This is a genomic window from Umezawaea tangerina (genome assembly GCF_003002815.1).
Lineage (GTDB): Bacteria > Actinomycetota > Actinomycetes > Mycobacteriales > Pseudonocardiaceae > Umezawaea > Umezawaea tangerina.
This window is the reverse complement of the sequence record NZ_PVTF01000001.1, coordinates 1,036,105-1,053,294: the sequence shown is the minus strand read 5'-3', so window position 1 is coordinate 1,053,294 and position 17,190 is coordinate 1,036,105. Positions and strand designations below refer to the sequence as shown.

The following is a 17,190-nucleotide window of genomic DNA, read 5'->3' as shown; positions in this document are numbered from 1 at the left end:
CCATGGACGACGTGCTGTTCACCGAGGTGGTCGAGACGTCCGAGACCGTGGCCGGAACCCGGTCGCGGCTGGCCAAGGTCGCCGCGCTGGCGGCGCTGCTGAAGCGGCTGGACACGCCCGCGGTCGTGTCGTTCCTCGTCGGCGTGCCCAGCCAGGGGCGCATCGGCGCGGGCTGGCGCACCGTGCAGGACCTCGACGTCCCGCCCGCGGGCGGCGAGTCGCTGACCGTCGTCGAGGTCGACGAGGCCCTGGGGGCGTACGGCGAGTTCAGCGGCAAGGGCTCGGCGCAGCGCCGGTCCGACCTGCTCGCCGCCCTGTTCGGCCGGGCCACCGCGGCGGAACAGGGGTTCCTGCGGCGCCTGCTCACCGGCGAACTGCGCCAAGGCGCGCTGGAGGGCGTGATGCTCGACGCCATCGCCTCCGCCGCCGACGTCCCCGCCCCCTCCGTCCGCCGCGCCTTCATGCTCTCCGGCAGCCTCACCGACACCGCGGTCGCCGCCCTGCACGGCGGCGAGGAGGAGCTGTCCGCCTTCCGCCTCGTGGTCGGCCGCCCCGTCCGCCCGATGCTCGCCTCCCCCGCCGAGTCGCTGCCGGAGGCGTTGGCGGAGCTGGGCAGCGTCGTCGTCGAGCACAAGCTCGACGGCGCCCGCATCCAGGTGCACCGCCAGGGCTCGGACGTGCACGTCTTCACCCGCACCCTGCGCGAGATCACCGCCACCGTCCCCGAGCTCGTCGACCTCGTCCGCGCCATGCCCTGCACCAGCGTCGTCCTCGACGGCGAGACCCTCGCCCTCACCGACGACGGCAAACCCCGCCCGTTCCAGGAGACCATGAGCCGCTTCGGCGCCCAGGACGTCCGCGAGCTGCTGCTGTCCCCGTTCTTCTTCGACTGCCTCCACCTCGACGGCCACGACCTCCTGGACACCCCGCTGCGGGACCGCCTGACCGCCCTGCGCACCGTCGCGGGCGTCCACGTCATCCCCGGCGTCGTCGAGGCCACAGAGGAACAGGCGGCCTCGGTCGTCGACCAGGCCCTCGCCGCCGGACACGAGGGCGTGATGGTGAAGGCCCTCGACTCCCCCTACGCCGCCGGCCGCCGCGGCCGCGCCTGGCAGAAGGTCAAACCGGTCCACACCCTCGACCTCGTCGTGCTCGGCGTCGAATGGGGCAGCGGCCGCCGCTCCGGCAAGCTCTCCAACCTCCACCTGGGCGCCCGCGACCCCGACGGCGGCCCGCCCATCATGGTGGGCAAGACCTTCAAGGGCATGACCGACGAACTCCTCGACTGGCAAACCCGCGAACTCGCCACCATCGCCGTCGAGGAACACCGCTGGGGAATCCTGGTGCGCCCGACCATGGTGATCGAGATCGAACTGGACGGCGCCCAGGTGAGCCCCCGCTACGCGGGCGGCGTCGCCCTGCGCTTCGCCCGCGTCCTCCGCTACCGCCCGGACAAAGACCCAACCGACGCCGACACCATCGACGCCGTCCGCGCCCTACTACCCACACCCACACCCCCACCACAGAGCCAAAACCAAAACCCAAGCCAAAACCCAAACCAACCCACCGATTGAGCACCCCGCCAACCAAACACCCCACCGAGCAAGCACCCCCACCACAACGAAACCGAGCACGCCCGTCCGCCGTGCGGCCGACTTGACTTGGGGTTTTTGGGCTTAAACTTGCGGCGGCGGGCAGGCTCCACCACCTGCCCTTTTTCGCCCGACGAAGCCCAAAAAAGGGGCCCCAAGTCAAGTCGGCCGCACCCGAAGACCTCTGCAGCGATACCCCGCTCCACACCCAGCAACGCCCCCCCCAGCAACCACCGCAACAAACCCCAGCAACACCCGGCAACCGACCCCCACGACCACCCCAGCACCACCCCCCGACCAAACCCCCAGCACCAACCCCCCACAACGCGTACTTTCGAGTCTCGTGCGGTTCATCGAAGGGCATCGCCCCAGTTACGACCTGACCTACGACGACGTCTTCCTGGTCCCCGGCCGTTCAGCCGTGGAGTCCAGGTTCGGCGTCGACCTCTCCACCTCCGACGGCACCGGGGCGACCATCCCCGTCGTGGTCGCCAACATGACCGCTGTGGCGGGCAGGCGGATGGCCGAGACCATGGCCCGCCGCGGTGGCTTGGTGGTGTTGCCGCAGGACGTGGCGCCGGACGTGGTCGCCGAGATCGTGTCCTGGGTGAAGGCGCGGCACGCGGTGTGGGACACGCCGCTGGTGCTGGGTCCCGGTGACTCCGTCGCCGATGCCGTGAACCTGCTGCCCAAGCGCGCGCACGGTGCTGTCGTGGTCGTCGACGGCGACCGCCGTCCGGTCGGCGTGGTCGACGAGGCCGCGTGTTCAGGTGTCGACCGGTTCACGAGGCTGTCCGACGTCGCCGACCCGAACGTGTTGACGCTGCCGCTGGACACGGCCCCGCGCGAGGTGTTCGACCAGCTCCAGGGGCGGACGCAGAAGGTGGCGCTGGGTGTCGACGGCGACGGGCGGCTGGCCGGTGTGCTGACGGCGCTGGGGGCGCTGCGGGCCGAGGTGTACGTGCCCGCGGTGGACGGTGACGGGCGGTTGCGGGTGGCCGCGGCGGTCGGTGTGAACGGGGACGTGGCCGACAAGGCCGCCGAGCTGCTCAAGGCCGGGGTGGACACGCTGGTGGTAGACACCGCGCACGGGCACCAGGAGAAGATGCTGACGGCGCTGCGGGCGATCCGGCGGGTCGGGCCGACCGTGCCGGTGGTGGCGGGCAACGTCGTGACCGCCGAGGGCGTGCGCGACCTGGTCGAGGCCGGTGCGGACATCGTCAAGGTCGGTGTCGGGCCCGGTGCGATGTGCACGACGCGGATGATGACCGGGGTCGGGCGGCCGCAGTTCTCGGCCGTCGCCGAGTGCGCGGCGGAGGCGCGGCGGCTCGGTAAGCACGTGTGGGCCGACGGCGGGGTGCGGCACCCGCGCGACGTGGCGCTGGCGCTGGCGGCGGGCGCGTCGAGCGTGATGGTCGGGTCGTGGTTCGCGGGCACCTACGAGTCGCCCGGCGACCTGCGCAGCGACGAGTCCGGGCGGCTGTACAAGGAGTCGTTCGGGATGGCGTCCAAGCGCGCGGTGAGTGCGCGGACGCGGACCGACAGCGCGTTCGACCGGGCCCGCAAGGGGCTGTTCGAGGAGGGCATCTCGACCTCGCGGATGTGGCTGGACCCCGTCCGCCCCAGCGTCGAGGACCTGCTGGACGCCATCACGGCCGGTGTCCGGTCGTCCTGCACGTACGCGGGCGCGGAGAACCTGGAGGCGTTCCACGAGCGCGCGGTGCTGGGCGTCCAGTCCGCGGCGGGCTTCGCCGAGGGGCGGCCGCTGCCGGGCGGCTGGTAGCGAAACGGACATTCCTCAGATCCTGAAATGTGGGCTGCCCCCATGTTTTAGGCTGTGCGCGTGGACGATGCCGTGGAGGTCGTGGACCTCGTGAAGGTCTACAAGGCGGGCGGGAAACCGGCCGTCGACGGGTTGGGCTTCACCGTGCCGCCCGGTGAGGTGTTCGGCCTGCTCGGCCCCAACGGTGCCGGCAAGACGACCACGGTCGGCGTGCTCACGACCAGGGTGCGGCCCACGTCGGGCCGTGCCCTGGTGTGCGGGGTGGACGTCGTCGCCGACTCGCAGCGGGCCCGGCAGCTGCTGGCCGTCGTGCCGCAGCGCAACAACCTCGACCGGACGTTGAACGCCCGGCAGAACCTGCTGTTCCACGCCGCCTACCACGGCATCGGCCGGGCTGAGCGGACCGCGCTCGCCGACGGGATCCTGGCCAAGATGGGCTTGGAGGACCACGCGAAGGCGCTGGTCGACACGCTGTCCGGCGGTCAGGCGCAGCGCCTGATGATCGCGCGGGCGCTGATGCACCGCCCGAAGGTGCTGTTCCTCGACGAGCCGTCCACCGGCCTCGACCCGCAGGCGCGGCTGTTCGTCCACGACCGCGTGGCCGCGTTGCGGGCGGAGGGCGTGACGATCGTGCTGACCACGCACGACATGGACGAGGCCGCGAAGCTGTGCGACCGGGTCGGCATCGTCGACCACGGCAAGCTGCTCGCCCTGGACAGCCCGGACAAGCTCACCTCCTCCCTGCCCGGCAGCACCACCATCAGCGTCACCGTCTCCCCCGACGGCGACAGGCCGGTCAACGCGGCCCTGACCGACCTCGACGGGGTCGTGCGGGTCGAGGAGGTGTCCGGCGGCAGCGTGTTCCGCGTCTACACCGACGCCACCGCCGCCATCGCGCTGCCCGCCGTGCTGCGCACCCTTGAGGCCCTCGACGTGCAGGTCAGCGACCTGGCGATCGGCAAACCGAGCCTCGAGGACGTGTTCATCCAGATGACCGGCAGGGAGCTCCGATGAGCGCGACACCGACGTCGGTCTCCGTGCGCACGTTCCGCGCGATCCTGTGGCGCGACGTGTTCGTCACCGGCAGCGAACTGCCCAGCTTCCTCGCCCAGGTGCTCATCCAGCCGTTCTTCACCCTGTTCATCTTCGGCAAGGTGCTCGGCGACATCGGCTTCGTGCAGGGCGACTTCGCCGCCGTGCTGCTGCCCGGCATCGTCGCGATGAACGGCTTCCTCGGCGCCCTGCAGAACACCACGCTGCCCCTCGTCCTCGACTTCTCCTGGACCCGCGAGATCGAGGACCGCCTGCTCGCCCCCATCCCCATCCCCCTGGTCGCCGTCGAGAAAATGGTCTTCGGCGCCCTCCGCGGCCTCCTCGCCGCCGTGCTGATGGTCCCCATCGGCTTCCTCCTGCTCGACGTCACCTGGCCCACCTCCGGCCTCCCCGCCGCCCTCCTGGTCGTCTGCCTCGGCTCCCTCGCCGGCGCCTCCGTCGGCATGGTCATCGGCACCTCGGTCCCACCCCGCCGCATCAACATCATGTTCGCCGTCATCCTCACCCCCCTCCTCTTCACCGGCTCCGCCCAATTCCCCTGGTCCGCCCTAGACCACACCCGCTGGTTCCAACTCCTCTGCGCCCTCAACCCCCTCACCTACGTCAGCGAAGGCATGCGCGCCGTCCTCGCCCCAACCGTCCCCCACATCCCCCTCGGCACCTGCCTGCTGGTACTCACCATCTCCATCACCGCCTTCGGCACCCTGGGCATGAAGGGCTTCATGCGGCGCGCACTGGACTGAGCACAAAAACCAACGGCCCAACAACGCTGAAACAGCAACACAAGCGGCCCAACGAAGCTGGAAGCGAGCAGTGCTCGTCCGCTAGTGCGGTCGGCTTGACTTGGGGTTTTTGGGCTTAAACTTGCGGCGGCGGGCAGGCTCTACCACCTGCCCTTTTTCGCCCGACGAAGCCCAAAAAAGGGGCCCCAAGTCAAGCCGACCGCACCCGGAGTCCGTGGTAGCGACACCGGGCGACACACACCACGGCTCCCATACCGCGCAACACCCACCCCAAACAGAGGTCCCCCCGCAGCGAGAACCCCCCGACGCACACACTACGACCGGGGTACGACATTTCCCGACGCCGCGAACCCCTCCCCAACGCCGCCACACACAACCCCCACAAACGAGAAAAAGGCGCCCACCTCCCGGTGAGCGCCCCTCCCCACAACCACCCCTAACTCGAATAGTCCTCCAGCATCTCCGTCACCAGCGCCGCGATCGGCGACCGCTCAGACCGCGTCAGCGTCACGTGCGCGAACAGCGGATGCCCCTTCAGCTTCTCGATCACCGCCGCCACCCCGTCGTGCCGTCCGACCCGCAGGTTGTCCCGCTGCGCCACGTCGTGGGTGAGGACCACCCGCGAGTTCGTGCCCAGCCTGGACAGCACCGTCAGCAGCACGTTGCGCTCCAGCGACTGCGCCTCGTCGACGATCACGAACGAGTCGTGCAGCGACCGGCCGCGGATGTGGGTGAGGGGCAGGACTTCGAGCATGCCGCGGTCCATGACCTCCTCGACCACGTCCTGGCTGACCAGTGCGCCGAGGGTGTCGAACACCGCCTGCGCCCAGGGCTGCATCTTCTCGCTCTCGGAGCCCGGCAGGTAGCCCAGCTCCTGGCCGCCGACCGCGTACAGCGGGCGGAAGACGACGACCTTGCGGTGGTGCTGGCGTTCCATGACGGCTTCGAGGCCCGCGCACAGCGCGAGCGCCGACTTCCCCGTCCCGGCTCGTCCGCCCAGCGAGACGATGCCGACGTCGGGGTCGAGCAGCAGGTCGAGCGCGATGCGCTGCTCGGCGGACCGGCCGTGCACGCCGAAGGCCTCGCGGTCGCCCCTGACCAGCCTGATCTGCTTGTCCGGTGTGACCCGCGCGAGCGCGCTCGACGACCCCGCGAGCAGGCGCAGCCCGCTGTGGCAGGGCAGTTCGGCCAGGTCGGCGAGGTCGTGCAGCGCCGGGTCGATGGTGCTGTCCCGGAAGAGCGCGTCCACCACGTCCTGGTCGACGTCCACGTCCGACATGCCGTTGTAGCCGGACAGGGTGACGTCGTGGGCTCGGTACTCGTCCGCGGCGAGGCCGCAGGCACCCGCTTTCACGCGCAGCGGCATGTCCTTGGTGACGAGGGTGACGGAGCGGCCCTCGGCGGCCAGGTTCAGTGCGCAGGCGAGGATGCGCGCGTCGTTCGAGTCGGTGCGGAAACCGGCGGGCAACACCTCCGGATCGGTGTGGTTGAGCTCGACGTGCAGGGTTCCACCGACATCGCCGATCGGCACCGGGGAGTCCAGCCGACCATGCCGCAGACGCAGGTCGTCGAGCAGTCGCAGCGCCTCCCTGGCGAACCAGCCCAGCTCGGGGTGGTTCCGCTTGCCCTCCAGCTCGCTGATCACCACGAGCGGCAGCACGACCTCGTGCTCCGCGAACCTCGTGGTCGCCATCGGGTCGGAGAGGAGAACGGACGTGTCCACCACGTAGGTGTGGATGGCCGGACCGTCGCCGTCCTGGGAAGTACTGCGCGATGAGCCTGAGGAACGGCTCGCGGGTCGTCGTGCGTTCACGGCAACTCCCTCACGAACGCGGCACCCGCGTCCGTTCCTCGCTGGGCCAGGCACCAACCCCGATCGGTCGGAGCGCCTACGTTCAGGCGAACCGACCACGGAGGCCGGGTGCCGGCCCCCTCGCGTCAACCACCACGATCAGGGCCTCCCTGCGCGGTCCGCAGTGGTCGCGTCCCGCCAGTTCGAAAGTTACCTGCGAAAGTGCCCCGTGTGCAGGGAGCCACACAGGTGATTCGCAAATTCCTCTTGCCGCCCCCGAACGGCCCGAGTCCGCCGCGCTGGGTGATCGGAGGCCCGAACCGGACTCCAACCGGCCCAGTGGAAGTGGCGTTCGCGCAGCTCACCGCACGTTGTGTCACCCGAATGCCGATGATCACGCAGAGTCGCGGGGGAGCCAGGACACCCCGGACTCGACTTCTTCCCGCAACGTGGCCGGAACGAGAGGTTCATCGAGGACGGTCAGGTATCTGTCCGCAAGGGACACCCCCGGTGGTCTCGAGTCCAGCCAGGCACGCACCAGGCGCACCCCTTCGACGTAGGTCGTCGTGTAGGCGCGCCACAGCGGGTCGGCCAGGAACCGGACCATCTGCCGCGCCCGGCGCTCCGGGACGAGCAGCCAGCGGCACAGGTAGGCGACGACGTCGGCCTCGTCGGCGCCGCGGTCGTGCAGCATCAGCGCGGCGTCCTGGCGCACGGCCGCGAGGCCGGAGGTGGCCAGCTCGACGCGTTCGGCCAGGTCGCCCTCCATCCGCAGGCCCAGGTCGCGCAGGATGTCCTCGGTCCACCTGCCCCAGCCGCGGCCGACGAGCGCGTGCAGGCCCAGGTCGGCCAGGCCCTCGGCCATCAGGCACTGCGGGGTGTTGATCAGGAAGAGGGACTGCTCGGCGAAGCCGCGGCCCGCGACCAGCCCGGCGTCCTTGCGGCAGTGCTCGGTGTGGTGGCCGGGGTAGGACTCGTGCGCGACCAGGTGCGGGAGGTTCGACATCCGGTGCCCGAGGTCGGCGTTGACCGCCACCAGCGAGCGGAAGCCGCCCAGGTAGTAGTTGAAGCCGCTCCACGGCTTGTCCCGCACTATCCGGTACTCGACGGTCTCGCTCTCGGGCAGCCCGAACCGCTCGCGCGCCAGGTCGCGCAGGGCGCTCGACAGCGCGTGCACGCAGCGCTCCAGGCGCTTGGCCGGGATCTCGTCCAGGGCGCGGAACTCGCCCAGCCGGTAGGCCAGCGACCCCGGCCCCGGCAGCAGGTCGTCCAGCCGGGCGTGCGCGTGCCGGTAGCCTTCGACGTTGCCCGGCCGGATCGTCACCTGGAAGTACGCGCGCACCTCGTCGACGTAGCCGACGCGCACGCCCGCGAGCTTGCGGGCGGTGCACTCCAGCGCGACCAGGTGCGCGTCGAGGAAGCGGCGGCGCTGCTCGGACAGCTCGCACCCGACCAGCTCGCGGCGCAGCAGCCCGGCCAGCGCGGCCAGCGCCGTGGGGTGCGGCACCGGCTCGTTGTCCACCTGGCGGCGGACGCCGTGGTCGCCGGTGAACGAGTCCACGAGACCCGGCACGAGGCGGCCGAGCCTGAGCCCGAGCACCTGGTACTCGCGCACCAGCTGGTTGACGTCCATGAGCACGGCAGCATACGAGGCGAATGCGGCTACCACAGCGCACGACGCGGCAACGAATCGGAAAAGAAAGTGCACCGGAACAGGCGACAGAACGTGCACCCGGCGTCACACAATGGTGTCAGCGGTGAGCGGACCCCCGTTGTCGTTCGGTAACTTCCACAGTCGAGGGCCCCACCATCCGGAGATCCCCGAAGACTCCGGAAAACACGGGGAAATCCCGAATTAGAAGGAGACTTAACGTGCTGAAGAAGGCAGGCGCTGTCGCCGCCATTGCGGCCGGCCTCATGATGATCGGCGCCCCGGCGTTCGCCACCACCGGTGTGGGCCACGACGACGAGGGCCACGGCCACGGCCACAGCCACGGCTACCACTGGAACAACGGCCCGCTGCTGTCCGTGCTGAACGGCAACAACGTGAACGGCACCATCGGTGCCTGCGGGAACAACGTGGGCGTGCTCGGCGCGGCTGTGCCGATCAACTCCCCGTCCATCACGGACAACTGCGCCGCGGGCGGCATCGTCGACGGTGACGACGTGAACTTCGAGGGCTGATTTTCCCCTCGCTGGTCGAGTGAGCTCAGGAGCGTCACCGGATCCCATTCCGGTGACGCTCCTGACGCATGTCCGGACACCGTCCGACATCGCGACGGGCCATATTCACACAATATGATTAGCCAGCGCGCATTCCCGGATCGGAACCGGTACTTTTTCCACCAGGGAAATCCCTACCTGATCTGAAGGAGATTCACAGTGCTGAAGAAGGCAGGCGTTGTCGCGGCCGTTGCGGCAGGCCTCATGATGATCGGTTCCCCCGCGTTCGCCGAGGGCCACGCCACCTGGAACAACGGCGGCCTGCTCTCCGCGCTCAACGGCAACAACGCCAACGTGACGGCCGGCGTGTGCGGCAACAACGTCGGCGTGCTCGGTGCCGCGGTGCCGATCAACTCCCCGTCCATCACGGGCAACTGCGCCGCCGGCGCCATCGTCGACGGCGACGACGTGAACTTCGAGGGCTGAGTCCAGCTCTGACGGGGAAGGGGTGCCGCGCTCAGCGCGGCACCCCTTCCCCGCGTTCAAGGCCTGTCGTGCGGGGCCCTCAGGAGCCGAAGCGGCGGTGCCGGATCGCGTAGTCGCGCAGGGCGCGCAGGAAGTCCGTGCGGCGGAACGCGGGCCAGTACGCCTCGCAGAACCAGAACTCCGAGTGCGCCGACTGCCACAGCATGAACCCGGACAGCCGCTGCTCCCCCGACGTCCTGATCAGCAGGTCGGGGTCGGGCTGGCCGGAGGTGTAGAGGTGCTCGGCGATGTGGTCCACGTCGAGGACCTCCGCCAGCTCCTCGATCGTGCCGCCGCTCTCCGCGTGCTGCTGGAGCAGCTTGCGGACCGCGTCCGCGATCTCCTGCCTGCCGCCGTAGCCGACCGCGACGTTGACCTCGAGTCCGGTTCGGCCGGTCGTGCGCAGCGCGGCGGCGGACAACCTCGCCGCGGTCTCCGTGGGCAGCATGTCCAGCGCGCCCACGTGCCTGACGCGCCAGGGGTTCTCCGGACCGGCCAGTTCGTCCACGATGTCCGCGATGATGTCCAGCAGCGGACCCAGTTCCTCGGCGGGACGGTCCAGGTTGTCCGTCGACAACAGCCAGAGGGTCACCACCTCGACGTCGGCGTCCCGGCACCACCGCAGCAGGTCGAGGATCTTGCGGGCCCCCTCGCGGTGCCCGTGCGCGACGTCGGTGAACCCGGCTTCCTTGGCCCATCTGCGGTTGCCGTCCAACACGACCCCGACGTGGCGCGGCCGCTGCTTGCCGTCGAGCCACCGGTTCAACCGGTACTCGTAGACCCGGAAAAAGACGTCCCTGACGCGCTTGCGAAGCCCCACGACCGAAGAGCCTACGCCGGGTGAGCGGCGTCACGGGCGGCTGCCGCGAGCGCGTGAAGTTCACCGCACGACCACTGCGCCGGAACCTACGGTGCCGTAACCTCGGACGGGTGACGACCTCAGCGACGCACCCGCGGAAACCCGAGCCCGCACTGCGGCCCCGGATGCGCGGGTGGCTGCACGTGTGGTCGTTCTTCACCTCGTTGGCCACCGGGGCGGTGCTGATCTCGTTGGCGGCCGCGACCGTGTCGGGGAAGGCCGCGCTGGCGACGTCGGTGTACGGGGCGACCGTGCTCGGGCTGTTCGGGATCAGCGCGCTCTACCACCGGGTGAACTGGGTGAGCGTCAGCGCGCGGACGTGGATGAAGCGGCTCGACCACTCGATGATCTTCGTGTTCATCGCGGGGACGTACACGCCGTTCGCGTTGCTCGCCATGCCCGCGAGCACCGGGAACGTCGTGCTGGCGGTGGTGTGGATCGGTGCCGTCAGCGGTGTGGTGCTGAAGCTGGCCTGGCCGCACGCGCCCAAGTGGATCGGCGTCCCGATGTACATCGCGCTGGGGTGGGTGGCGGTGTTCGTGCTGCCGGACATCCTGCACCAGGCCGGGGTGGCCGCGCTGGTGCTCGTGATCGCCGGCGGTCTGCTGTACACGGTGGGGGCCGTGTTCTACGCGGTGCGGTGGCCCAACCCGTGGCCCGGTGTCTTCGGGTTCCACGAGGTGTTCCACGCGACGACCGTGGTGGCGGCGATCTGCCACTACATCGCGATCTTCCTGGCCGTGTACTCGGGCTGAGGCCCTGTGCACCGCCCGACCCGCCGTTCCGGGGTTTGCCGCTGACCGGCCCCCAGACCGATCAGCGGCTTCCCCTGGCACCCCCTGGCCACGGATCGAGTGTGGCCCACACCACTGCGATCCGGACCGGCGCTTAAGAAGGCCTTGAGGTCCCAGGAGCCGGGTTCACCCTGGTGGACGACTGCCCGGTGGACGTGTCATCCCAGGTCCGGGCCCTGCGCCCGGAGGTCGTCCACCTTGGACATGGCCTCGCGCAGCTCGCCCAGCCACGTGTCGGCGTGCTCGCCGACGAGCCGGACCGCCCAGGCCAGCGCCTCGGAGCGGGACCGGGCCACGCCCGCGGCCACGAGCGTGTCGAGGACCTTGCGCTCCGGCTGCCTGAGCCTGGTCATGACCGGCACCGACAGCGTGGTGAACAGCTCCTCCGTCCCGCCGAGGCGGGCACCCCAGGCGACCTTGCGGCCGTAGCGGTGCTCGGCCTGCCTGGCGATCTCGATGCGCTCGTCCCTGGTCTGCTCGCGGTACCGGCTGATCCGGCCCGACTCGGCGGCCGACTTCGCGGCCTCGTCGGCGAACTCGCCCTCCAGGTCCGGCAGCGTGCCGACGACGAGGATCTCCTCGCGGTCGACCACGACCTCCGGCGCGCCGGTGAACCAGCCGTCCGGCAGGCGGCCGCTGAACCACGCGGCCGCGTCGTCCGCCGACGGCAGGTCCGCCTGCTGCCAGCCGCCCTTGCCCCGTCCGGGGCCCCATCCGCGTCCCATGTCAGCTCCAACCCGTAGCGTTGATTACTTGATTACGACGCTACGCTTGCAACGCGGCTGACAAGCTTACGTTCGCTGTGGGCGGAGGGCGGCGGCCAGCTCCTCGGGCGAGGTGACCGGGCGGTCGCAGACGTAGCCGCGGCAGACGTAAGCCGCCGGGGCGCCGTCGACGAGGGGGCGTTCGGCCAGCAGCGGGGCCGAGTCGGGAGCGCCCGCGACCACGACGCCACCGCCGTGGACACCAGCTCGGGCGGCGGCGACCAGCTCGGGCGCGTCGCCGACCAGGGCGACCTGCACGGGGCCCGCGTGCAGGGCCTCCGCGACGGAGAGCCAGTGGCCCGCGAACCGGGGCGCGCGGGCGGCCAGCAGGCCGGTGCGGGCGACGGCGTGCTCGGCGGCGGTCCGGTACAGGGCGGCGCGGTCCGGGCCGAGCGCCGAGGCCGTGAGGAGGGCGGACGCGAGCGAGGACGCACCGGACGGACTGGCGTTGTCGGTCGGGTCCGAGGGGCGGCGGACCAGGGTCTCGGCGTCGTCGGCGGTGTCGAAGAACGCGCCCTCGGCGCCGAGGACGGGGAAGCGGGCCAGCGCGGTGTCCAGCAGGCCGCAGGCCGCGTCGAGCCAGCGGGTGGCACCGGTGACCTGGTGCAGGACCAGCAGGCCGTCGGCGAGGCAGCCGTAGTCCTCCAGCACGCCCGCGGCGGTGCCCGCGACGCCGTCGCGGGAGGTGCGGAGCAGTCGGCCGTCGGACAGGTGCACGTCGAGCAGCAGGGTGGCCGCGCGGACGGCCGCGTCGACCCAGCGCTGTTCGGAGAACAGGGCGCCCGCCTCGGCCAGCGCCGAGATGGCGAGCCCGTTCCAGGCGGTGACGACCTTGTCGTCCCGGCCCGGCCGCGGACGCAGGTCGCGGGCCTTGAGCAGGGCCTCGCGGACGCGGTCCCAGCGGTCGCGGTCGGTCGCCGGCGCGGGCAGGCGCAGCGTGGAGGTGCCGTGCTCGAAGGTGCCCTCGGCGGTCACGGCGAACAGCTCGGCGGCCCACTCGCCGTCCTCCCGGCCGAGCACCTCGACCAGCTGGGCGGGCGTCCACACGTAGGTCAGCCCCTCCTCGCCGTCGGTGTCGGCGTCCAGCGAGGAGGCGAACGCGCCCTGCGGCGTGCCGAGGTCGCGCAGCAGGAACTCGGCGGTGTCGCGGACGACCTCGCGGTAGCGCGGGTTGTCGTCGCGGCGGCTCAGGTGGGTGTACGCGCGGAGCAGCAGACCGTTGTCGTACAGCATCTTCTCGAAGTGCGGCACCACCCAGGACGCGTCGACCGAGTACCGCGCGAACCCGCCCGCCAGCTGGTCGTAGATGCCGCCGGCCGCCATCGCGTCGCAGGTCGCGCGGGCCATCGACAGCGCCTGCACCGACCCCGTGCGCTCGCCGTGCCGCACCAGGAACTCGACCACCATGGCGGGCGGGAACTTCGGCGCGTTGCCGAACCCGCCGCGCTTGCGGTCGTACTCGCCGAGCAGCGACACCACCGCACCCGACAGCGCCTCCTCGTCCACTGTGGACGGTTGCAGCGGCGCGCCGCGCTGGGACAGCTCGGCGACCACCGCCGCCGCGGACTCCAGCAGCTCGTCGCGCTGGTCCGCCCACGCCGCCGCGATCGACTCCAGCACCTGCCCGAACGACGGCATGCCGGGCCGCGGCTGCGGCGGGTAGTACGTGCCCGCGTAGAACGGCTCCGCCGCGGGCGTCAGGAAGCACGTCATCGGCCACCCGCCGTGCCCCGTCAAGGCCTGCGTGACCTCCATGTAGACCGCGTCCACGTCCGGGCGCTCCTCGCGGTCCACCTTGACGTTCACGAAGTGCTCGTTCAGGTACGCCGCCGTCGCCTCGTCCTCGAACGACTCGTGCGCCATCACGTGGCACCAGTGGCACGCCGCGTACCCGATCGACAACAACACCGGCACGTCCCGCCGCCGCGCCTCCTCGAACGCCTCCTCCGACCACGGCCACCAGTGCACCGGGTTGTCCGCGTGCTGGAGGAGGTACGGGCTGGTCGAGGACGCGAGCCGGTTCGTCATGGCGTCCACAGTAATTCTCGACGGCCGTGTCGCGCCCGACGGCGGCGCCGCCGTGGCCGCGCAGTTGCCCGCTCGAACCAGCGTCGAGCAGTACGCTCCTCGGTCCGAGGAGCAGTGCACCGGTATCGGGATCGCGGACGGAATGGTCGTCGTGGGCACGGACAAGCGGTACATCATGCCTGCCGGGGACGCCTTGTGACCGAGCACAAGGGGAAGCGGGTCTTCCGGGAACGCCTGGACGCCCTGCTCGTCGCGTCCGGCTCTCCCAAACCGGCTTCCATCTGCTCCGCGAGCAAGAACTCCCTCGGACGAACCTCCCTGTCAGTGCAGCGCATCAGCGACTGGCGGAGCGGAAAGCACGTACCGACCCTCAAGCTCTTCCTCCACTTCCTCCGCGCGGTCACCATCTGCGCCCAGCAGCGGAAAAAGGTCCTCCCTCCCGAACTCGCCGACCCGGCGAGGTGGGATCGCCTACTGCGGGCGGCGCGCACCAAGGCTCTGACTCCAGCGCGGGACAGGTCGAACCCCACGGCCGGCGAAGTCCGGATCCCGATCCGCGCAGTGGCCGACGCCGACCCCTTGGAACTGGGCGTGCACCGCACGAGCCGCGTCGAAGGTGCTCCACCTCTGCCGACCTACGTGCCGAGGGACGCGGACAGCACGATCTCAGCCCGACTGGCGGACGCCAGGGATAACGGCGGCTTCGTCCTGCTGGTCGGCGAGTCCACGGCCGGGAAGTCACGGTGCGCGTTCGAGGCCGTGCGACGTGAGCTCCCGGACCACTGGATCATCGCACCACCCGCGGCCGGCGATCTGAGTCCTGTGCTGTCGCGGGTATCGCTACCGGAACCCGACCCCCGGAAGTGGGTGCTGTGGCTGGACGACCTCGACCGCTTCCTCCTGCCCGGCGGTCTCGACCAGGGCATGCTGTCCGCGCTCCTGGAACAACACGTCGTGGTCGTCGCCACCATGCGTTCCGAGGTCTACGGGAACTACAGCGAGCGCGCACTCAGAGGCGTGGACGCCGGTGCGAGGTCCGCGCACCGCCTCGGGTCCCGAATCCTGAACCTCGTCGAACCGCTTGTCCTGGACCGACAGTGGTCCGAGGCGGAGATGAGCAGGCTCGGCGCGCACCTCGCGGGCCCGAACGGCGACGTGCGCCTGGAGGACGCGGCACGCCACCACGGCGTTCACGGCGTCGCGGAACACCTCGCCGCCGGCCCGAAGCTGCTCGCGGAGTTCCTGACCACCAGACGCAGGCCCGGCGGTCATCCCCGCGGCGCGGCATTGGTCCAAGCGGCCATCGACCTCGCACGGGCGGGCATCTCCACCCCTCTGCCCGCCAAGACCCTGCTGGCGTTGACTCCGTGCTACCTCACCGTCGAGGATGCCCACCGCCTCCGAGCGGAGAGCCCCGAGCAGGCACTGGTGTGGGCGACGGAGACCCAGTTCGGGGTGGCGGGGATGTTGGTCGCCACGGATACCGCGGCAGCCTGGCGACCGTTCGACTACCTCGTGGACACCGTCGGATCGGCGGACATCCCCGACAAGACGTGGGAGGCCGCGGTCGCGCACGCGAACGGCGGCAGCGAACTGCTGCCCGTCGGGCGGTCCGCTTCCCGCTGCGGTCGCTTGGCGCTCGCCGAGCGCTGCTTCTCCCCGTTGGCGTCCCGAGGTGACCGTGCCGCCATGCACCACCTGGGATTCGTGCAGCGCGAGCGACGCCCGGAACACACCTGGCCCTCGTGGTACCGGACGGTCGCCGAAGCGGGGACTCCACTGCAGGCCCGCACCCTTGGTGTCCTGCACGAGGTCGAAGGACGACGGGAGGAGGCGGCGGCCTGCTATGAAAGGGCCGCAGCGCAGGGGGACGCACTCGCCATGCGACTCCGGGGTGTGATCGCTCAGCGGAACGGACGGGACGACGAATCCCATGAGTGGTACGTCCGCGCGGCAAAAGGCGGAGATGCCGTGGCGATCACCTCCTTCGACGAACCGGGAATACACCTGCCGAGAAGTGGTCGCGAACCAGGTTCGACAACCCGCGACTCGGATGTCGACCGGGATGAGGAAGAAGAAGAGCCGTGGCGGATGACACCCCGCACCGCGCGCGTCCTCGGCTGCAACCTGGAGATCCTCGCCGACATGGCTCACGACGAGTTGGAGGAGCTGGGTGACCAGCCGATCTCCCCGGACCACTTCGGGATCTTCTTCACACGCCTGCCCGCGGCCACCTGGGGCCAACCTAGGTCGTGGCGGCGCAGGATGCTGCGGGCACTGGACGACCTCAACGAGGACATCACCCTCGGTCATTCCCCTGAACCTCGCTGCGCGGCGGAGGAGCTGGCGCTCCACTTCGCCCTGCAGAGCGCTTCCGCGATGACATGTGATCAACCGGATCTGGTGGCCGAGTTCACCGGGGGACTCCCCGGACTACCGGACGACTTCGACTGGCGCACCTGCTCGACCCTGCTCTTCCAGGACCACGACGTGCTTTTCCTCTACTCCCCGGTGATGCAAGGCGTGGAGCACCCCGACGACCCGCTCAACCAGAGCATGGACATCGGAGACCTGCGCCCGGAAGGGTGGTTCAAGGAGTTCGGGAAAGCACCGCCTCGCGATCCCACCCGTGGGTTCGTGCATTGACGCGACCCCGCCCGACCACTTCGCCGCGCTCTCGTCCTGAGCGGTGGGATCGCGGTCTTGCGCCATGCCGGCGGAGCGGAAATCCGGACCGGAAGTCCGGACGTACCACCTCCGACCAGGCACTTCGAGGGCCACAGCGCACAAGGCGCCTCGGAGTCCGGTTACCGCGCGGCTTGGATCAGCGTCAGCGCACCGAGTGGTGCGCAGTCACTCCGAAAGGACTCCCATCGTGACCGCGGCATTGCTGTCCACCTTGATCGGCGCCGGCGCACTCGCCCTTCAGCGGGCCATCCGCCCGTTGGCCCTCCTGGTCGGCTTCTTGTCGGCGCTGCGCGGCCTGAGCGCGCGCGAGCGGGTTCTGACCTTCCGCGCTTTCGCCCGAGCGGTCGCGGAAGTGGGCGATCACCCCACTCGCGGCACCGCACGCTCAGCCCTGCGTTCTCCTTGA

15 protein-coding genes are annotated in these 17,190 nt (G+C 70.5%); 10 read left to right on the top strand and 5 right to left on the bottom strand.

The window, feature by feature from the left end:
* Positions 1 to 11 precede the first annotated feature (11 nt).
* From CLV43_RS05000 to CLV43_RS04985, 4 genes are all read left to right on the top strand, one after another.
* Entirely contained in the window at positions 12 to 1,574 is a 1,563-nt protein-coding gene (locus CLV43_RS05000; RefSeq protein ID WP_106186038.1) for an ATP-dependent DNA ligase, read from the top strand.
* A gap of 361 nt (positions 1,575 to 1,935) precedes the next feature.
* Positions 1,936 to 3,375 carry a GuaB1 family IMP dehydrogenase-related protein gene (locus CLV43_RS04995; RefSeq protein ID WP_106185695.1) on the top strand — a complete coding sequence of 480 codons (1,440 nt, stop codon included), beginning with the start codon at positions 1,936 to 1,938 and terminating at the stop codon, positions 3,373 to 3,375.
* Positions 3,376 to 3,435: 60 nt separating this feature from the next.
* Positions 3,436 to 4,389 carry an ABC transporter ATP-binding protein gene (locus CLV43_RS04990; RefSeq protein WP_106186037.1) on the top strand — a complete coding sequence of 318 codons (954 nt, stop codon included), beginning with the start codon at positions 3,436 to 3,438 and terminating at the stop codon, positions 4,387 to 4,389.
* Complete coding sequence (locus CLV43_RS04985; RefSeq protein ID WP_106185694.1) at positions 4,386 to 5,171, top strand: ABC transporter permease; 786 nt, start codon at positions 4,386 to 4,388, stop codon at positions 5,169 to 5,171. The genes CLV43_RS04990 and CLV43_RS04985 overlap by 4 nt, the downstream gene beginning before the upstream one ends.
* 436 nt (positions 5,172 to 5,607) lie before the next feature.
* Here the strand turns inward: CLV43_RS04985 and phoH2 are convergent, their stop codons facing one another.
* Entirely contained in the window at positions 5,608 to 6,897 is a 1,290-nt protein-coding gene (gene phoH2 / locus CLV43_RS04980; RefSeq protein WP_106185693.1) for an RNA 5'-3' helicase PhoH2, read from the bottom strand.
* Between the two features lie 460 nt (positions 6,898 to 7,357).
* Complete coding sequence (locus tag CLV43_RS04975; protein WP_106185692.1) at positions 7,358 to 8,596, bottom strand: DUF885 domain-containing protein; 1,239 nt, start codon at positions 8,594 to 8,596, stop codon at positions 7,358 to 7,360.
* Positions 8,597 to 8,835: 239 nt separating this feature from the next.
* Here CLV43_RS04975 and CLV43_RS04970 point away from each other — a divergent pair, with 239 nt between their 5' ends.
* Positions 8,836 to 9,147, top strand: a complete 312-nt coding sequence (locus CLV43_RS04970; RefSeq protein WP_106185691.1) for a hypothetical protein — start codon at positions 8,836 to 8,838, stop codon at positions 9,145 to 9,147.
* A 198-nt stretch (positions 9,148 to 9,345) separates the two neighbouring features.
* The gene (locus CLV43_RS04965) at positions 9,346 to 9,612 is read left to right on the top strand and encodes a hypothetical protein (protein ID WP_106185690.1); all 267 of its coding nucleotides are present in this window, start codon (positions 9,346 to 9,348) and stop codon (positions 9,610 to 9,612) included.
* A gap of 79 nt (positions 9,613 to 9,691) precedes the next feature.
* Here CLV43_RS04965 and CLV43_RS04960 read toward each other — a convergent pair whose 3' ends face one another.
* Entirely contained in the window at positions 9,692 to 10,471 is a 780-nt protein-coding gene (locus tag CLV43_RS04960; RefSeq protein ID WP_106185689.1) for an isoprenyl transferase, read from the bottom strand.
* A gap of 164 nt (positions 10,472 to 10,635) precedes the next feature.
* On the opposite strand from CLV43_RS04960, the gene trhA reads away from it, so the two are divergent.
* Complete coding sequence (gene trhA / locus CLV43_RS04955) at positions 10,636 to 11,265, top strand: PAQR family membrane homeostasis protein TrhA (RefSeq protein ID WP_106185688.1); 630 nt, start codon at positions 10,636 to 10,638, stop codon at positions 11,263 to 11,265.
* Between the two features lie 197 nt (positions 11,266 to 11,462).
* Here trhA and CLV43_RS04950 read toward each other — a convergent pair whose 3' ends face one another.
* Together CLV43_RS04950 and CLV43_RS04945 are read right to left on the bottom strand one after the other, a co-directional pair.
* Positions 11,463 to 12,029, bottom strand: a complete 567-nt coding sequence (locus tag CLV43_RS04950; RefSeq protein WP_106185687.1) for a hypothetical protein — start codon at positions 12,027 to 12,029, stop codon at positions 11,463 to 11,465.
* Positions 12,030 to 12,095: 66 nt separating this feature from the next.
* Positions 12,096 to 14,096, bottom strand: coding sequence for a thioredoxin domain-containing protein (locus CLV43_RS04945; RefSeq protein WP_106186036.1), 2,001 nt, complete (start codon positions 14,094 to 14,096; stop codon positions 12,096 to 12,098).
* On the opposite strand from CLV43_RS04945, the gene CLV43_RS48395 reads away from it, so the two are divergent.
* The 3 genes from CLV43_RS48395 to CLV43_RS04930 all read left to right on the top strand — a co-directional run bounded on the left by CLV43_RS48395 (position 14,095) and on the right by CLV43_RS04930 (position 17,190).
* Entirely contained in the window at positions 14,095 to 14,295 is a 201-nt protein-coding gene (locus CLV43_RS48395; RefSeq protein WP_106185686.1) for a hypothetical protein, read from the top strand. The two genes, CLV43_RS04945 and CLV43_RS48395, sit on opposite strands and share 2 nt — an antisense overlap.
* On the top strand, positions 14,292 to 16,742 hold the full coding sequence (locus CLV43_RS48390; protein WP_211304217.1) for a hypothetical protein: 2,451 nt from the start codon (positions 14,292 to 14,294) through the stop codon (positions 16,740 to 16,742). Before CLV43_RS48395 ends, CLV43_RS48390 begins: the two co-directional genes overlap by 4 nt.
* A gap of 229 nt (positions 16,743 to 16,971) precedes the next feature.
* Positions 16,972 to 17,190 (top strand): hypothetical protein, encoded by a 219-nt coding sequence (locus tag CLV43_RS04930; RefSeq protein WP_106185685.1) that lies wholly within the window; start codon positions 16,972 to 16,974, stop codon positions 17,188 to 17,190.

What these genes read in the sequence shown, in the direction of transcription:
- CLV43_RS48395 (WP_106185686.1), top strand. Translation starts at nt 14,095, where the DNA reads ATGGCGTCCACAGTAATTCTCGACGGCCGTGTCGCGCCCGACGGCGGC.
- CLV43_RS04945 (WP_106186036.1), bottom strand. Translation starts at nt 14,096, where the DNA reads ATGACGAACCGGCTCGCGTCCTCGACCAGCCCGTACCTCCTCCAGCAC.
- CLV43_RS04985 (WP_106185694.1), top strand. Translation starts at nt 4,386, where the DNA reads ATGAGCGCGACACCGACGTCGGTCTCCGTGCGCACGTTCCGCGCGATC.
- CLV43_RS04975 (WP_106185692.1), bottom strand. Translation starts at nt 8,596, where the DNA reads ATGGACGTCAACCAGCTGGTGCGCGAGTACCAGGTGCTCGGGCTCAGG.
- trhA (WP_106185688.1), top strand. Translation starts at nt 10,636, where the DNA reads ATGCGCGGGTGGCTGCACGTGTGGTCGTTCTTCACCTCGTTGGCCACC.
- CLV43_RS04950 (WP_106185687.1), bottom strand. Translation starts at nt 12,029, where the DNA reads ATGGGACGCGGATGGGGCCCCGGACGGGGCAAGGGCGGCTGGCAGCAG.